Origin of the sequence: Fundidesulfovibrio terrae, assembly GCF_022808915.1 — a bacterium.
GTDB classification, from domain to species: domain Bacteria; phylum Desulfobacterota; class Desulfovibrionia; order Desulfovibrionales; family Desulfovibrionaceae; genus Fundidesulfovibrio; species Fundidesulfovibrio terrae.
In genome coordinates this window covers 517,320-533,467 of record NZ_JAKZFS010000001.1, presented here as the reverse complement: position 1 = coordinate 533,467, position 16,148 = coordinate 517,320, and the positions used below count along the sequence as shown (strand labels likewise).

Below are 16,148 nucleotides of genomic sequence, written 5' to 3'. Positions count from 1 at the left end.
ACTTCGTCTCACCGGAGCTGAGCACCCCGCCTAGCGCGGTGCTCGCACCCATGACAAAGGGAGACGCCCATGGAAATGCTTCTCGTGCTCATGGCCGTACTGGCCGGGGCTCTCGTCCCGGTGCAGGCGGGGCTTAACATGCTGCTGCGCCAGCACCTGTCCGACCCCACCCAGGCGGCCTTCATCTCGTTCGTCGTGGGCACGGTGGTGCTGCTCGCCTACTGCCTGGCGCTGCGCCACCAGTGGCCGAGCCTGGCCGAGATGTCCAAGATTCCGCCGGTGCTCTGGATCGGCGGGGCGTTCGGGGCCTTTTTCGTGGCCACCACCATCTACCTGGGACCCAGGATCGGCGCGGCCACCATGACGGCCTTCATCCTGGCGGGGCAGCTTACGGCCTCGCTGCTGCTGGACCATTTCGGGGCCATCGGCTTTCCGGAGCACGCCGTGAGCCCGTGGCGCATCGTCGGCGTGGTGCTGCTGGCAGTGGGAGCCTGGATGATCAAGGCGTTCTAGGCCGTCTCCATATCGATCGACGCGAAGCGAGAGGGGATTCCAAAGGGACTGGTCCCTTTGGCCGCCGGAGGCTCTTTCCCTCTCTTCTAATTCATCTCCAGCCCGGGCTCCCGCCCTTTTCTCTCGTTGACCATGCGCTCCAGGCCGAACTTCTTGATGCGGTAGCCCATCTGGCGGAGGGTGAGCCCCAGCTCCCGGGCGGCGCGCGACTGCACCCAGTTGTGGCGCTCCAGCGCGCCCACGACCTCGCGCTTCTCCATGTCCTTGAGGCTCCCCTGCCCGTCCTGGGGAGCGTGGGCCACGGGCTTGCCCGCGGTGAAGAAGTACGGCGGGATATCGCCCAGGTCGATGCGTTCGTCCTCCACCATGATGGAGAGGCGCTCCACCAGGTTTTCCATCTCGCGCACGTTGCCGGGCCAGTCGTACTTGACCAAGGCGTCCAGGGCGCGCGGCGAGAAGGAGAGCCTGCGCCCGTATTCGCGCGAGAGCTTGTCCAGGAAGTGGTTGAGCAGCGCCGGGATGTCCTCGCGGCGCTCGCGCAGCGACGGCACCAGCACGGGGAAGACGTTCAGCCGGTAGAAGAGGTCCTCGCGGAACTCGCCCAGGGTGACGGCCTCGGCCAGGTCGCGGTTGGTGGCGGCGATGATGCGCACGTCCACCTTGCGGGTCTTGATCCCGCCCAGGCGCTCGAACTCGCGCTCCTGCAGGAAGCGGAGCAGCTTGGACTGGATGCCCCCCGGGAGTTCCCCGATCTCGTCCAGGAAGATGGTGCCCTTGTCGGCCTCCTCGAAGCGGCCCGGCTTGGGCGCGGCCGCACCGGTGAAGGCTCCCTTTTCGTAGCCGAAGAGTTCCGACTCCAGGAGGTTCTCGGGGATGGCCGCGCAGTTGACCTTGATGAAGGGGTACTTGGCCCGGTCCGAGAGTTCATGGATCATGCGGGCGGTGAGGGTCTTGCCCGTGCCCGATTCGCCGAGCAGCAGCACCGTGGCCCGGGTGGGGGCCACCTTCTCGATCATCTGGTGCACGCGGGTCATGGGCTGGGACTGGCCCACGATGAAGAAACGGTGGTAACTCTTGGAGAGCTTGAAGCGAAGCGAGAGGTTCTCGCGGCGCAGGTTCTCCTCGCGGGCACGCACCAGCTTGCCCAGCTGCACGAACTGGCTGATGAGCGCGGTGACGATGGACAAAAAGCGCACGTCCTCCTCGAAGGAGACGTCGTCACCGAAGATTCTGTCCACGGTGAGCACGCCCACTGTCTGGCCCTTGAGCAGGATGGGCACGCCCAGGAAGGCGATGCGCCCGCGCTCCAGGCGGCGGGACTGGGTGCGGTCCAGGAACAGGGGTTCCTTGGCGATGTCCGGCACCACGAAGGGCTTGCCGGTCTGGAAGATGCGCCCCGTGACCCCCTCGTCGAGCTTGTAGACGCCGCGCTTTTTCTCTTCGGAGGACAGGCCGTGCGAGGCGCGGATGGTGAGCAGGCTGGTCTCTTCGTCCAGAAGAGTGACGGTGGCTCGCTTCATCTCCATTGTTTCCGAGAGGATGCGCAGTATCTCGCCGATGGTCTGGTCCAGCTCCAGAGCTTGACCTATGATTTGCGAAATTTCGTAAAGAACCTTGAGTTCGAGCTGGCAGACGGTGTTCATGGCTTTCCCGAGCGGATTGTTGGGGGCCGTTTTTCGAAACCTGCCCTGTTCCGCAAGAAAACCCTAACTACAAAATTGTCACATGGCAATCACGAAAAACGACGGACAAATCCTTTGGCGGACATAATGTCTCATAAAACGAGGCAGGGCCTCGCCGGAAGCCCGACGAGGCCCTGGAATTATTTTTTACGAATTCGTTAATCAGGCGCTTCGCCTGAATCCGCCCTGGTGGAATTCGAGGAACCCGGCCAGCCCTGCCTTGCCCATATAGCGCTCCAGCTGCTTGCGGTCCGTCTCCAGGAGGTCCACCACGATGAGCCCGTCCAGGGCGTCGCTGAAGCCGCGGTCCACGTTGAAGGCCAGGAGCTTGCCCCCGAGCTTCAGGTACTGGCGCAGCAGCACCGGTATGCCTTTGCGGTCGCTCTCCACGGAGCTGACCAGCTCCGACAGGCGCTCCACGTCCGCCACCAGGGTCTTGGCCGCGTGCTTGAGCCAGGACGCACCGCGCAAGGGCGTGCGCGGCTTGACCAGCCTGGAGAGCCCGGGCATCTCCCGGCGGGACTCGAAATACCCGGCGATGAGCTGGCGCGAGGCGGCCTGGTACTCGTTGGTGATGCTCACCGGTCCGAAGAGCTTGCGGTACCTGGGCTCGCGGGCCACCACCGTGCCGATGCCCCGCCACAGGAGCAGGAGCGAGTTGTAGTTGCGCTGGTATTCGGGTCGAACGAAGCTGCGCCCCATCTCCAGGGCCGGCCCCAGCTCGTGCAGGAAGGCGGGCTTGAGCTTGAACAGCGTGGTCACGTAGAGCCCGCCGGGGCCGCGCGCCGCCAGTATCTCGTCGGAGCGCCCCAGGCGGTAGGCCCCCACCACTTCGTGCTTCTTCCCGTTCCAGATGAAGACGTGGGCGTAGTGGGCGTCGAACCCGTCCAGGTCGCAGGACTTGCCCGTGCCCTCCCCCACCTTGCGGAAGGTCAGCTCGCGCAGCCGGCCGATCTCCTTGAGCACCTGGGGAATCTCCCGGGCGCGGGCCTCGTAGACTTTGTACTCCCCGCTTTCCAGCAACAGGCTTTTTTCGGGCAGCCGGGCCAGCTCCTCGGCCATGAGCCCGGCGTCCTGCGGGGCGGCCAGGGCCTCCTGGCGGGAGATTGTGCGCACCGGAAAACGCTTGAGGATGCGCCCCTGCCGCAGTGAAGCTCCGCCCAGCACCTCGGTGCGCAGGCGCAGGTAGTCGGCGGCCTGGCTGTCGGTCATGTCCGCCAGCCGCTCGGCTCCGATGGGCTGGCCCACCCGGACCTCCACGGTCTTGCGGGATTTGTTCACGAACTCGCGGCCGAGCAGCATGGTGCGCAGCCTCGGGTGCAGCATCCCGGCCAGGTGGAACACCGGCCCGTTTGCCCCCGAGAAGTGCACCGGCACCACCGTGGCCCCGCAGGACTTGATGATGCGTGCGATGGACGGGCTCCAGCGGGGTTCGGCCACGCGACGCTCGCGCACGGAGAAGTGGGCCACCTCGCCGGCCGGGAACACGCCCAGGCAGGCCCCGTCGCGCAGCCAGGCCACGCTCTCGCGCAGGGGGGCGATGTTGCGGGCCAGGGACTTCTCGCCTCCGAAGGGGTCCACCAGGATGAACATGTCGCGCAGCTCGCGGATGCGCCCCAAAAGGTAGTTGGCCATGATCTTCACGTCCGGGCGCACCGCGTGGAGCATCTCGGCCAGGAGCAGGCCCTCCATGCCGCCGAAGGGATGGTTGGCCACCACCACCACGGGGCCGTCCTTGGGGATGCGGGCCAGGTCCTCGGCCGTGGCCGAGCTGCCGAAGCCGAAGGCGCGGATGAGCCCGCGCAGGAAGTCCGAGCCCGTGGCCCCTTCGGGGATGCCCCGCCAGCGTTCCGATATCCTGTCCAGCGCCAGGACCTTGCCCAGCGGCTTGCCCACGGCCTTGATCACCGATCTGGCCAGGGGGTTCTTGATGCTCGCCTCAAGGGAGAAAAGATCGCCCCGATGGGGCGTGGTCGTGTGATTCATGGCTGCCTCCCGATAGTGTGGAGTCCTGTCGCCCTGAGCTACCCGCGCCATGTTGCGGGATCATGAAGTTCCGGTGAACCTTGCCGCAACATACGCCCGTCCGCCACGAGAACGTTGACGCGCCCTCCCGCCCGATCTACTCAACTGGAAACCCTCCCGAGGAAGCCACCGTGACCGAAACCAAGCTGTACTCCATCTCGGCCATCGCCAAGCTGCTGGACCTGCCCGAGTCCACCCTGCACTACTGGAAGAACCGTTTCGGCCAGGCGCTGCCGAGCGTCGGCCAGGGTCGCCACAAGCGCTTCCCGGCGGACGCCGTGGAGGTGTTCAAGGCCATCGGGGCGCTCCTGGAATCCGGAATGTCCCTGTCCGACGCCAAGGCCGAGCTGCTGCGCCGCTACCCGCCCCAGGCCGGTCCGGGCGAACCGCTGGTGGTCACGCCGGTGCCCGCTGCCGGATACGCCGGAACCGGGACCATGTCCGGGGAGGAGATGGCCATGCGCATTGGCGCGGCCATGGCCGAGGCCATCGGGCAGCGCCTGCAGGGATACCTGGCCCAGACCCAGCCCGGCCACCCCGTCCCGCCGCTTCAGGCCGCCCTCCCCGAGGAAACCGTGGACGCCCTGAAGGCCGAGTTGGCGAGGTCCCAGGCCGAAATCGAGGGACTGAAAAAGCTCGGTGAGGACATGACCGGCAAGCTCAAGGTGCTGGAGGCCGAGCTGATCCGGCTGCGCAAGGATGGCAGGGAGATGGAGAAGCACCTGCTGGGCAAGATCAGGAACGCGGGAACGAAATGACACCCGTTGCGGCGCGCCGCCTCAGTACAGCCTCTTGTACTGCGACTTGATCAGTTCCGCATACTGCTGGCTCACGGAGGTGCATTCGGAGATCTTGGCGTCCATGCGGCCCTTGGCCTCGAGGCCGCGTTGGTCCACCACCCGGCCCGCCTGGGTGTTGTTCCAGTCCTTGATGAGTTCCTGGGCCTTGCCGCAGGTCTCGTTGACCGAGCGGATGAGCACGTCGGTCTCCTTGGCCTGCCGGGGCGACTGGAAGACCAACCCTTGGTAATAATATTCGAAGTTGGGAATTTTCTCGTCCACCACGAATCCCCCCGTGGTTTCCAGGGCCACGTTCACCCCCGGCGAGAGCTCCACCACCACCCAGGCGTGGTCGTAGGCTTTCATGGCCTTGTCCGGAGCCATCCCGGCGGTATCCACCTTGAAGCTGCCCGCCACCACCTTGGGGGCGAAATTCTTGGTCTTGAGGATGTTGGCCATGTCCAGGGCCATGTCCACGCACACGAAATAGTCGGCCATGGAATAGGTGTGGCTGCGCTTGTACTCGGCCGCGAGCTTCTGGAGCTCCACGTACCGGGCGTCGTTGCGGGCGCTTGCCAGCATGGCCTGGATCATCTCCCTGCGACCGCCCTGCACGGGCTGGCCCTTGACGCCGGTCATCTCGGTGACGTTCTTGCCCGCGTCCAGGGCCTTGCGGTCGGACATGTGGACCACGCCCTTCTCGTCCTTCCAGGTGTAGACCTCGGCCAAGCCAGGCCAGGCCGCCAACAACAAAGCCGCCAGGACCACAAAACCGGCCGCGCAAAGCGACACGCGCGTACATGGCAAACGCATCACGACCTCGCGAGAAGGGATGGATCGGCGGGGAAAGCACGCCCAGCCTTGATCAACCTAGTGGCCGCGCAGCCCCTCGTCAAGGGCGGACACGGCCTCCGGCGCGAACAACCCGGCCGAGGCTCCCGCTCAGCTGGGTCCCAGCCTCGAATGAACCGTCCCTCCCCCGGCGGAGGGCGGCCGTCGGAGGGGGACGGGAACGGAAGGGGGCCGGAGCCTACACCCAGGAGATGCAGGCCTCGTTTCTGGGCGGGATCAGGCGGTAGCGGTACTTGGCGTGGCCGATCATGAGCCCGCCCTTGGCCGTGCGGCCCTCGGGGATGCCCAGCAGCGCGGACAGGGCCGGGCTGGCCTGGGCGGCGCGGGTCAGAAGCCCGGCCCAACAGGTGCCGAGCCCGGCCGAGGCCGCCGCCAGCTCCAGGTAGCTGAGCGCGATGGTGCAATCCACGTCGCCCCAGGCATAGTCCGCCGGGCAGTGGGCCACCACGAAGGCCGGGGCCCCGCGCAGGGCCGCGTCATGGCCCTTGTCCCAGGCCTCGACCATTTTCGGATAGATGCCCGCGCCCCGCAGCCACTCCATGCACAAGCCGGCGGCCTGCCTGACCTTGGCCGGGTCCGCGCAGGCCACCCAGGACACGTGCTGGGTGTTGACCGCCGTGGGGGCGTAGCGGGCCGTGTCCAGAAGCCCGGTCAGCACGGCGGGGTCCACGGGCTTGTCCTTGTAGGCCCGAACCGAGCGCCTTGTGAGCATGAGCGCGCGCACGGCCTCTTCTCCGGGCAGGTTCTTGGGCACCGGGCGGCAGGCTCCGGCGTCCACGTTCACGTTGGACAGGGCTCCATGGGGGCACACGGCCACGCAATGCCCGCAGGCGATGCAGGTCGCGTCCGGAGTCTGCCGGGGAAAGCCGTCGGCGTCCGTTTCGATGCATCCCACGGGGCAGACTTCCAAGCACATGCCGTCACGCTGGCAGGCGGACGTATCGACGGTGATGAGATCCATTGGCTTCCTCGCTTGCGGTTCGCGTCTGCGCCCGGGCCGCCGGGTCCCTCCGCCGGGATGCGGCCAGGCTGGACACGTTTACCGTTTGCGCCGCTTGTACTATTCTTGCGGCGCTTGGCAAGCAGGCACAAACCGGTGCGCTGGTTCCCTCCCGGGAACCACCCGCCAAACACCCCAGGCAGGCCCGAACATGACCAAGAACGCTCCCCGCTGCATCCCCAAGGAACACAACGGCAAACAGTATTACTGCTCCATGGAGCTGGCGCTCATGATGGTGGGCGGCAAGTGGAAGCCCATCATCCTCTGGCTGCTGGGGGCGCAAGGGACGCTTCGCTTCGGCGAGCTGCGCAGGCTCATGCCCAACGTGACCCAGAAGATGCTCACGCAGCAGCTGCGCGAACTGGAGGCGGACGGACTGGTGTTGCGCCGGGCGCATCCCCAGGTGCCGCCAAGGGTGGAGTATTCGCTCACCGGGCGAGGCGCGGGGCTGGTGCCCATTCTCAAGGAGTTGAGTGCCTGGGCCAGGGAGATCGAGGCGGAAAAGGACGCGACGGCGCGGCCGGACGAGCCTGCGGCTCCGGCACCTGAAGGCGACGGCTCCGCCTGCTCCGGGACTGTCCGCCTGTCCCGGAGCGGCGGCGCAAGGGTCTGACCCCGTTCCGCTACGGCGTCGTGGTGGTCGTGCCGCCGATGGGCACGAACGCCTGGTTGCCGGTGGTGATGGCGAACGGCCCGCGCGCCAGGAGCGTGTTGTCGAAGGCCGTGAGCGTCTCCCCGTTCTGGAGCTTCTTCTGGGCGCTGCTGTAGGCGGCGGCCGTGACCACCTGGGTGGAGTAGTTCATGTACACCTGGATGGCGTTGTACACGTTCTGCTGCTGTGCGGTCATGCCGCTGTAGAGCAGGCCTTCGAGGCCGGGATAGGTGAACGAGGGCGAAGACTGGGCCAGGGCGCTCCCTGAAAGAGCGGCCATACAGACGAGAGCCAAAAGACACCTTTTCATGGCAAATCCTCCTGGTTTGACAAACCCATACCAGGAATCGGCCGAGAGGCAAACAATCTTAAGGGGGCGAACGCCCTCTCAGCCGGACACCCCCCTGAACGTCTCAAAAAACGGGATTCCAAAGGGGCTGGTTCCAGTGGCCGCCGGAGGCTTCCCCTTGCCGGCCGCAGCCGTCCACCGCCAACGATCCGGCCTCTCCCCGGGCGTCCTCCCTGGTCCCCGTTACCCCTTGTCCGCGAAGCGTTCGATGCGTTCCTTGTAGGCCTTCACGCCGTCGGCGATGCCCTGGGCCAGGCCGTCCAGGTACTTGGCGTCGCGCAGCTTGGCGGCCTCGGCGGGGTTGGTGATGTAGCCGATCTCCACCAGGATGGCGGGCATCTTGGCCCCGAGCAGCACGTAGAAGGGAGCCTCGTGCAGTCCCCGGTCGCGCAGGTTGAGGCTCTTGCGGGCCTGGGACAGGGCCGACTGGTGCGTGGTCTTGGCGAAGTCGCGCGACTCGGTCAGCTTGGAGGCGTGCATGAGGTCGTCCAGGATCTTCTGCATGTCCGAGATGCGCCTGGGGTCCACGGCGTTCTCGCGGGCGGCCACACGCACCTCGTCGGCGGTGGAGGCCAGGTTCAGCGAATAGGTCTCCAGGCCCGACGAACCCGGATCGGGGTGCGCGTTGCAGTGCACGGACACGAACAGGTCGGCCTTGCGCGCGTTGGCCATGGCCGTGCGCACCTCCAGGGGGACGAACTTGTCCTGGGAGCGGGTGTAGAGCACCTCGAAGCCCATGTGCTCCAGGCGCTTGCCCAGGAGCTTCGCGACCTCCAGGGTGACGTTCTTCTCATAGAGTCCGCCGGGGCCGTGCGCGCCGGGGTCCTTGCCGCCGTGGCCCGCGTCCACCATCACCGTGTGCACCGTGAGCCCCAGCTGCTCCACCAGCTGCTTGGCCATCTTCCGGCGCCCGGGGGTGGCCAGGTTCACGCCTGGGGAGCCGGGCTTGCCGTCGTCGGCCATCACCGGCGAGGGCGCGGACGCCTGCGCGCCCTTCCCGTCGGTCTTGGCCTTGGAGCCGTCCTTGCCCGCCTTGTCCCTGGCGGATTTCCCGGATGCGTCCTTCTCCGCGCCCTTGGCCTGGGCCGGATCTTTTTTGGAGGCCTCGCCCTGCACGTCCACGATCACCCGGCAGGGATTCTCCAGCTCGAACACCTGCTGGTTCTTGAGGTTTTCCACCTCCACCACCAGGCGGGCCACGCCCGGCTTGAAATAGCTCAGGCGCACCTTGCGGGCCACGTCGCCGCGCACGTCGAAGCGGCTGGGCACCCCGGGCTTGATCACCGTATCGTCCAAGTCCACATACAGGCGGCGCACGCCGCCGTCCTTGGGGTCCGGCGGCAGGAGCTGCCATTTGCGCCCGGCCTCGCCTGAGAGCACCAGCACGATGCGCGAATAGTCGCGTCCGGAATAGACCTGCACGTCCGTGACCACGGCCTTCTTCGGGGCCTTGGCCCCGGCGGCGGGTTTGGGCGCGTCCTTTTTCGCGGATTTCCCGGCCGGTTTCGAGCCGGTCCGGGCGGAAGCGGCGGCGTCTTTGGCCCCGGGCTGCGCGGACTCAGCCCAGGCGGGCACGGTGAACAGGACCAGTCCGGCCCAGAGAACGGCGGCAAACGCGAGAAAGGTCCTGAACTTCACTTCGGGGCTACTCCACCGTGACGCTCTTGGCCAGGTTGCGCGGCTGGTCCACGTCCTTGCCCAGGTAGTCGGCCATCTCATAGGCGAAGAGCTGCAGCGCGGGCAGGAGCATGAAGGTGTTCATGGGCCCCCACACCTCGGGCACCTCCCAGGCGTGGTCCACGTGCAGCTCGGACCCGGCCCGGGTGAGGGCGATGACCTTGCCACCGCGCGCCTGCACCTCCTCCAGGTTGGATTTCACCTTTGGGAAGAGCTCGTCGCAGGGGGCCAGGGCAAAGGTGGGGAACTTGGGGTCGATGAGGGCGATGGGGCCGTGCTTCATCTCGCCCGAGGCATAGCCTTCGGCATGGATATAACTGATCTCCTTGAGCTTGAGCGCGCCCTCCAGGGCCAGGGGATAGCACGGGCCGCGCCCCAGGTAGAGGAAGCTGCGGGCCTCGGAGTAGGCCCGGGCCAGCTCCTGGGCGCGGGTGCGCATGCGCGGAAGCTCCGCGGCCAGGATGTCCGGCAGGTGCGTGAGGGCCTTCAGGCAGTTGGCCCGCGCGTCCGGAGGCAGCACGCCCTTCTCCTGCCCCCAGTGCAGGGCCAGCAGGGTCAAGAGCGTCAGCTGGGAGCACATGGCCTTGGTGGAGGCCACGGACATCTCCGGACCGGCCTGGGTGTAGATGACCCGGTCGGACTCGCGCGAGACAGTGGAGCCCACCACGTTGCACAGCCCAATGACCGTGGCCCCGCGCTCGCGGGCCAGACGCATCCCGGCCAGAGTGTCGGCGGTCTCTCCGGACTGGGAGATGGCCAGCACCGTGTCGCCGGGGCCCAGGATCGGATCGCGGTAGCGGAACTCGGAGGCGATCTCCACCCGGGTGGGAATCTTGGCCCAGGTCTCAAGCAGGTACATGCCCCACAGCCCGGCGTGGTAGCTGGTGCCGCAGGCCACGATGGTCAGGCGCGTGGGGGCGGGCAAGCCTTCCAGGTCCGGCAGGTGGGCCTTGCCGGCCTTGTGGTCGATGCGCCCGGCCAGGCAGTCGGAGATGACCCGGGGCTGCTCGAAGATTTCCTTGAGCATGAAATGCTTGTAGCCGCCCTTCTGGGCCGCCTGCACGTCCCAGGCGATGTGCTGGGGGGTCTTCTCCACCGGCTCCAGGGTGGCGGCGTCCATCACCTTCCAGGAATTGGCGTCGATGCGCACCATCTCGCCGTCCTCCAAGAAGACCACCTCGCGGGTGTAGGGGAGGAAGGCCGGGATGTCGGAGGCCACGAAATTCTCGCCTACGCCAACGCCCATGACCAGCGGCGAGGACTTGCGTGCGGCGTACAGGATGCCGGGATGCTCCAGCGACACCACGCAGATGGCGTAGGAGCCGTCCACCCGCGACAGGGCCTTGGACACGGCCAGGTCCAGCTTGCCGGTCTCGGCCAGGTACTTTCCCACCAGCTGCGCCAGGACCTCTGTGTCGGTCTCGGAGGCGAAGGCGACGCCCTGGCTTTTAAGCTCCTCGCGCAGTTCCTGGTAGTTCTCGATGATGCCGTTGTGCACCAGGGCGATCTTGCCGGAAGCGTCGCGGTGGGGGTGGGCGTTGCGCTCCACGGGCAGGCCGTGGGTGGCCCAGCGGGTATGCCCCATGCCCGAGGTGGCGGTGTGCGACGGGGACTCGGCCAGCCGGTTCTCCAGGTTGATAAGCTTGCCCTCGGCCCGCACCACGCGCAGTTCGCCCCGCTGCACGTAGGCCACTCCGGCCGAATCGTATCCCCTGTATTCCAGGCGCTTGAGCCCTTCGATGATGACGGGCACGGCGGGACGGTGTCCGCTATATCCGATGATGCCGCACATGGTTCATCCTTTGTCGGAGTTTGTCAAAATCGGCTATGGTCAGTGTGCGAAAAGCCGGGCGGCTGTCAAGAAGCCCCGTCCGGAAAGAAGGTGGCCTTCACCCGCTTGGAAACGGTCAGATAGTAGACAGCGATGGTGGCCGCGAAGAGCCCCGGCAGGGCGTTGGCCAGGGCGGCCATGGAGGCCATGTCCCTGACGTTCGGGGGATAGGCGAAATACTGGGTCGCAAGGTATTCCACGCCGCTGGCCAGGGGCACGGCCAGCCAGGCGATCTTGGCCAGGAGCACCGCGCCCTTCCTGCGACGGTAGAGCGATATGCCGCCCCAGAACACCAGGAATCCCACCATCGTGGCCAGGACGTTCTCAAGGGTCAGGGCCTTGGCCACCTCGGCGGCCAGCTCGCGCGGAGGGCCTCCGGGGGCCTCCAAGGCCTGCATGAACTTCAAGTTGCGCGAGACGATGAACGCCGCCAAAAGCGGCACCGCGCCCATCATGGCCATGCTCAAAAACTTGAGCCAGCCCTTCACGCCCTCGTACCTGTCGCGAAAGTCGCGCTGCTCGGGGGTCATGGCGGCCTCGCGGGCAAGCTTGTCCACGAAGCCGGGAAAATATTTCATGAGCTCGCGCATGGCCCGGCCGCGGTGGCTGCGGGAGTTCTTCTGCTCGGAGGTCATCTCGGCGGCGGTGAGCCTGAGTTCCGGATCGTAGAAGAGCGGATCGTAGCCGAAGCCGTTGTCGCCCTTGGGCTCCAGGCCGAGCCTGCCGAACCAGACCCCGTGGAAGACCAACTCGTGCCCGTCCGGGGCGTGGACCACGATTGCAGAGATGAACTTGCAGGCCCGCTTGTCGCCCTGCACGTCCTTCATGGCCTCGAGGATCTTCTCGTTGTTCGAGGCGTCGGTGGCGTTCTCGCCCGAGTAGCGGGCCGAGCGCACGCCGGGTTCATTGCCGAGGGCGTCCACGCTCAGCCCCGAATCGTCGGCCAGGGCGATGAGGCCCGTGGCCTCGCTCACGGCCTTGGCCTTGAGCCGGGCGTTGTCCTCGAAGGTCTCGCCGGTCTCCTCGATCTCGCCGATCTCCGGGAACCGGTCCAGCCCGAGGACCTCTATGTCCTGCCCTTCCAGCATGGCCTGCAGTTCGCGCACCTTGCCAAGGTTTCGCGTGGCCAGCACCACCTGCGTCACTTACGCCTCCTCCTTGCTTCCCACGCCCGCGATCCACTTGGAATCATGACGCGGCGCGGCCTTGCCGGACACGTCGGACTCGTCGGCGGCCATGAGCGGCGAGAGCAGCAGGCGCACCGTGGTGCCCTTGCCCACTTCGCTTTCCAGCTCGACCGAGCCTCCGGACTCGTCCAGAATCTTTTTGATCATGGCCAGGCCCAGTCCCGCCCCCTTGTCCTTGGTGGAGAAGAAGGGGTTGAACACCTGGTCCAGGTTCTCAGGCGGGATGCCCGCGCCGGTGTCGGCCACCTCGGCCACGGCCCTGTCGCCGCGCATGTAGCAGCGCAGGTCGATGCGGCCGCCGCCCGGCATGGCCTCCATGGAGTTCTTCACCATGTTGATGATGCACTGCTTGATGAGTTCCGGGTCGCCGTGGACCATGGGCAGTCCGTTGCCCGCCTCCACGCGCACCTCGATGCCCTGCTTCTGGCAGGCCAGGGACATGAGCTCCATGGTGGCCTCGGCCACCCGGCTCACGTCCACCTGCCCTTCCATGCCCTGGGTGGGGCGGGAGAAGTTGAGCAGGCTTTTCAGAATCTTGTCCAGGCGGTTGGATTCCTCCAGGATGACCGACACCTTGGAGCGGGCCTTGTCGTCCAGGGAGCCCGAGCGCAGAAGCGAATTGGCGAATCCGGCGATGGCGAAGAGCGGGTTTCTTATCTCGTGGGCCACGTAGGTGGAGAGTTCGCCCACCGCGGCCAGCTTCTCCGATTGCTGGAGCCTGCGCTCCATGTAGGTGCCCTGGGTGACGTCGCGGCGCAGCACCACCACGTGGGAGAGCGCCCCCGCGCCGTCCATGACCGGATAGAGGTACACCCGGAAATACTGCATGCGCCCGTGGGAATCCACGGAGGTGTAGACCTCCTCGCTTTTGCCGCCATGGCGCACGGCCTCCCAGCGGGACACGTCCATCTCGGGCTCGCAGATGCCCTTGAAACCGGCCAGGACCTCCCAGCAGGGCTTGCCCTGGTATTCCTCCCGCTTCCCTCCGAGCCGGTCCGTGACCGCTCGGTTGACGTCCACCACGCACGACGCCGCGTCCAGGATCACGATGTCGTCGGGAATCTGGTCGATCACCGAAGAGAGCAGGTTGCGCTCCTGGGCCAGGGTGAGGGCGCAGACCTTCCCGACCGCGTCGGAGGGGGTTTGGTTCATGGCTCTTTTCTACCTGCTTCGGGTGCGGAGTCAAAGCCAATTTGCCTTTCCGGGTCGGGCCGCGCGCCGGTGATCACCTCGCGCTGCTGGAAGGGAATCCCGATGCCGTTCTCCCGGAAGATGCGCTCCACGGCCATGTGGATCTCCGAGGATGTGCGCCCGGCGTTGTCCAGGTCGTCCACCCAGAAGAGCAGCTTGAAGTTGAGCGAGGAGTCCGCGAAAGCCGTGAACTGGGCCGTGGGCTTGGGGTCGGCCAGCACGTGCGGGTGGGCCGAGGCCGCCTCCACAAGAAGCGCGTGCACCCGGGCCGTGTCCGACCCGTAGGCCACGCCCACTTCCAGGGAGCGCCGCACCCGGCGGTCCTTGTGGGACCAGTTGACGATCTTCTGGGCGATGAGGTCCGAGTTGGGCACGAAAAGCGTGGCGTTGTCGAAGGTCTGCACGATGGTGTTGCGGATGTTCACCCGCTGCACCACGCCCCATATCTCGCCGATCTGAAGGATGTCCCCGGCCTGCACCGAGCGCCCGAAAAGAAGGATCAGGCCGGAGATGAAGTTGTTGATGATGTTCTGCAGGCCGAAACCGATGCCCACGGACAGGCCGCCGGCCACCACCGCTAGGCTGGTGAAGCTGGCCCCGGCCAGGCGCATGGCCGTGAGCACGTAGACGCCCCAGACCAGGTAGGTGGACAGGGTCTCCAAAAGGTTGAGCACGCCGCGCTCCAGGTCCGGGCGCCGGGCCGGGAGCTCGGCGATGAGCCGGTCGGCCACGCGGGTGGCGGCGCGCGCCAGATAGAAACCGATGAACATGGCCGAGAGGCGGGCCAGGTCCAGGCTGAAGCCGCTCTCCTCCACGTCGGCGCTGACCAGCGACCAGAACACGCTGCGCCCGCCCATGGCCATGGACAGCCAGAACAGGAAGCATCCGGCCATGCTGATGGCGGTCAGGGGCAGGGCCACGCCGCCGACCAGCCCCTTGGCCAGTTCCGAGGCCAGATCGTAAGACGGCCGTGCCGCAAGGCGCTCCACCAGCCCGTACAGGCCGAGCCCGGCCTGGAAAAAGACCAGCAGCAGGAACCACCCTTCGGTGGCGAGCATGGTCACGTTCATCCAGCCGAACAAGGCGGGCAGGCACAGCACCGGATAGATCCAGCCGGACCACGCGGCCAGCCGCGACACCACGTCGGCCGGGGCGGCCAGACAGGCCGATCCGGCCTGGTCCGCCACAGCCGCCTTGGCAGCCCTGGCCCCGGCCCGCCGCACCAGCCATCCGGCCAAGGCCAGGATAACCACCCAGGCCCCGCCGCGCAGGGCCTCGGGCATCCAGGGCATCTGCAAGAGCACCGCGCAGGCGAACATCCACCAGTGCAGCCCGGCCGGATTCTTCGCCGGGGCCGCCTCCCCCAACTGCCAGGAGCGCAAGAACCACGACAGGCCGAGTACGCCCCGGGCCATGAGTATCTCCGCCAGGGCGCTGGTCTCCGCGCGCACCAGCACGAAGGCAGGCCCCGACGTGGCCCAGAGCACGGCCGCGCCCAGGCTCAGCCAGGCCAGGCAGCCCAGGGGTCGGGTCATCCTGAAGCCGGGGATGCGCGTCCCGAGGCGCTTGAGCGCCACGGCCGATGCGCCCACCAGCACAGCCGCCAGCCCCAGCAGGCGCACCAGCACGTCGCGCAGGTGGGCTTCGCCGCCGTCCAGGAAGGCCGAGTACACTCCCGCGAACCGGGAGGGGTCGCCAAGGCGCTGCTTGGCCTCCTGCCAGGCACCGAGGGAGAGCAAGGCCTTGCCCGGGGCGAGGTAGTAGTCCTTCCAGGCGCGGGGGATGCGATCCGTCACGGCCTGGGCCGAGCGCCCGATGCCCGACTGCAGGTCCCGCGTGGGGCTTAAGCCCTGGTCCAGCACGGTCTTCACCCGGCCGAGCTTGCCCTTGAGCTTGCGCAGGTCGCCCAGGAAATCCCCCAGGGCCTTGTTGATGTCCTGGGAGGGGCCTTCGGCGGCCTGGCGGGCGAACTCGGTCTCGAGTTCGGCTAGGCGCTCCTGGAATTTCTTGAGGTCCGTGTCGGCCTTCTGGAAGGGCTGGGTCACGGCGTCCACGCGGGCCTGGAGAATCTCCAGCCCCGCCAGGATGGCCCGCAGCTCCATGGGATTGCCGCCGGTGGCCCGACCCAGCACCATGAGCTCGTCCAGCTTCTTGCGCAGGGCCGAGAGGTCCTGGCGGGTCTGCTTGACCATGCCAGGCAGGTTCTGGGACACGCCGTCCACGTAGTCGATCTGATACTGGAGTTCCTCGTAGTTGCGCTGGAGCATGAGCTTCCAGCTCTCGCCCTCCTCGGCACGGGCCGGGTGCGGGTTCACCGCAAAAAGGGTGATGACGACGAGAAGAAAGCCCGATATTCGTATTCGCGGCATGGATTTCCTTTTACAGGCAGTCTCATTGCAGAGTATGTCCA

General features: G+C 66.8%; 13 protein-coding genes. 3 read left to right on the top strand and 10 right to left on the bottom strand.

From position 1 onward, the window contains the following. Positions 1-69: 69 nt before the first annotated feature. On the top strand, positions 70-513 hold the full coding sequence (locus ML540_RS02415; RefSeq protein WP_243358287.1) for a DMT family transporter: 444 nt from the start codon (positions 70-72) through the stop codon (positions 511-513). Positions 514-599: 86 nt separating this feature from the next. On the opposite strand, the gene ML540_RS02410 is transcribed toward ML540_RS02415, so the two are convergent. Together ML540_RS02410 and ML540_RS02405 are read right to left on the bottom strand one after the other, a co-directional pair. After that, complete coding sequence (locus tag ML540_RS02410; RefSeq protein WP_243358286.1) at positions 600-2,156, bottom strand: sigma 54-interacting transcriptional regulator; 1,557 nt, start codon at positions 2,154-2,156, stop codon at positions 600-602. A 201-nt stretch (positions 2,157-2,357) separates the two neighbouring features. Then, positions 2,358-4,181 carry a lysophospholipid acyltransferase family protein gene (locus ML540_RS02405; RefSeq protein ID WP_243358285.1) on the bottom strand — a complete coding sequence of 608 codons (1,824 nt, stop codon included), beginning with the start codon at positions 4,179-4,181 and terminating at the stop codon, positions 2,358-2,360. Positions 4,182-4,351: 170 nt separating this feature from the next. Between ML540_RS02405 and ML540_RS02400 the strand changes: the two genes are divergently transcribed. Beyond that, positions 4,352-4,978, top strand: coding sequence for a MerR family transcriptional regulator (locus ML540_RS02400; RefSeq protein ID WP_243358284.1), 627 nt, complete (start codon positions 4,352-4,354; stop codon positions 4,976-4,978). 21 nt (positions 4,979-4,999) lie between these two features. On the opposite strand, the gene ML540_RS02395 is transcribed toward ML540_RS02400, so the two are convergent. Continuing rightward, positions 5,000-5,812, bottom strand: a complete 813-nt coding sequence (locus ML540_RS02395) for a DUF4124 domain-containing protein (RefSeq protein ID WP_243358283.1) — start codon at positions 5,810-5,812, stop codon at positions 5,000-5,002. A 217-nt stretch (positions 5,813-6,029) separates the two neighbouring features. Continuing rightward, positions 6,030-6,812, bottom strand: a complete 783-nt coding sequence (locus ML540_RS02390; protein WP_243358281.1) for a nitroreductase family protein — start codon at positions 6,810-6,812, stop codon at positions 6,030-6,032. A gap of 190 nt (positions 6,813-7,002) precedes the next feature. Between ML540_RS02390 and ML540_RS02385 the strand changes: the two genes are divergently transcribed. Next, the gene (locus ML540_RS02385; protein WP_243358279.1) at positions 7,003-7,464 is read left to right on the top strand and encodes a winged helix-turn-helix transcriptional regulator; all 462 of its coding nucleotides are present in this window, start codon (positions 7,003-7,005) and stop codon (positions 7,462-7,464) included. A gap of 10 nt (positions 7,465-7,474) precedes the next feature. Here the strand turns inward: ML540_RS02385 and ML540_RS02380 are convergent, their stop codons facing one another. The 6 genes from ML540_RS02380 to ML540_RS02350 form a co-directional block, all read right to left on the bottom strand. Beyond that, entirely contained in the window at positions 7,475-7,813 is a 339-nt protein-coding gene (locus tag ML540_RS02380) for a hypothetical protein (RefSeq protein ID WP_243358278.1), read from the bottom strand. 222 nt (positions 7,814-8,035) lie between these two features. Continuing rightward, on the bottom strand, positions 8,036-9,490 hold the full coding sequence (locus tag ML540_RS02375) for an N-acetylmuramoyl-L-alanine amidase (RefSeq protein WP_243358277.1): 1,455 nt from the start codon (positions 9,488-9,490) through the stop codon (positions 8,036-8,038). 7 nt (positions 9,491-9,497) lie between these two features. Then, positions 9,498-11,321: a glutamine--fructose-6-phosphate transaminase (isomerizing) gene (gene glmS / locus ML540_RS02370; RefSeq protein WP_243358275.1), complete on the bottom strand. Its 1,824-nt coding sequence runs from the start codon at positions 11,319-11,321 to the stop codon at positions 9,498-9,500. 65 nt (positions 11,322-11,386) lie between these two features. Continuing rightward, positions 11,387-12,505: an XTP/dITP diphosphatase gene (locus ML540_RS17900; RefSeq protein ID WP_341482616.1), complete on the bottom strand. Its 1,119-nt coding sequence runs from the start codon at positions 12,503-12,505 to the stop codon at positions 11,387-11,389. Further along, on the bottom strand, positions 12,506-13,699 hold the full coding sequence (locus ML540_RS02355) for a two-component system sensor histidine kinase NtrB (RefSeq protein ID WP_243358273.1): 1,194 nt from the start codon (positions 13,697-13,699) through the stop codon (positions 12,506-12,508). Further along, positions 13,696-16,107, bottom strand: a complete 2,412-nt coding sequence (locus tag ML540_RS02350; protein ID WP_243358271.1) for a mechanosensitive ion channel domain-containing protein — start codon at positions 16,105-16,107, stop codon at positions 13,696-13,698. Before ML540_RS02350 ends, ML540_RS02355 begins: the two co-directional genes overlap by 4 nt. Positions 16,108-16,148: the final 41 nt, after the last annotated feature.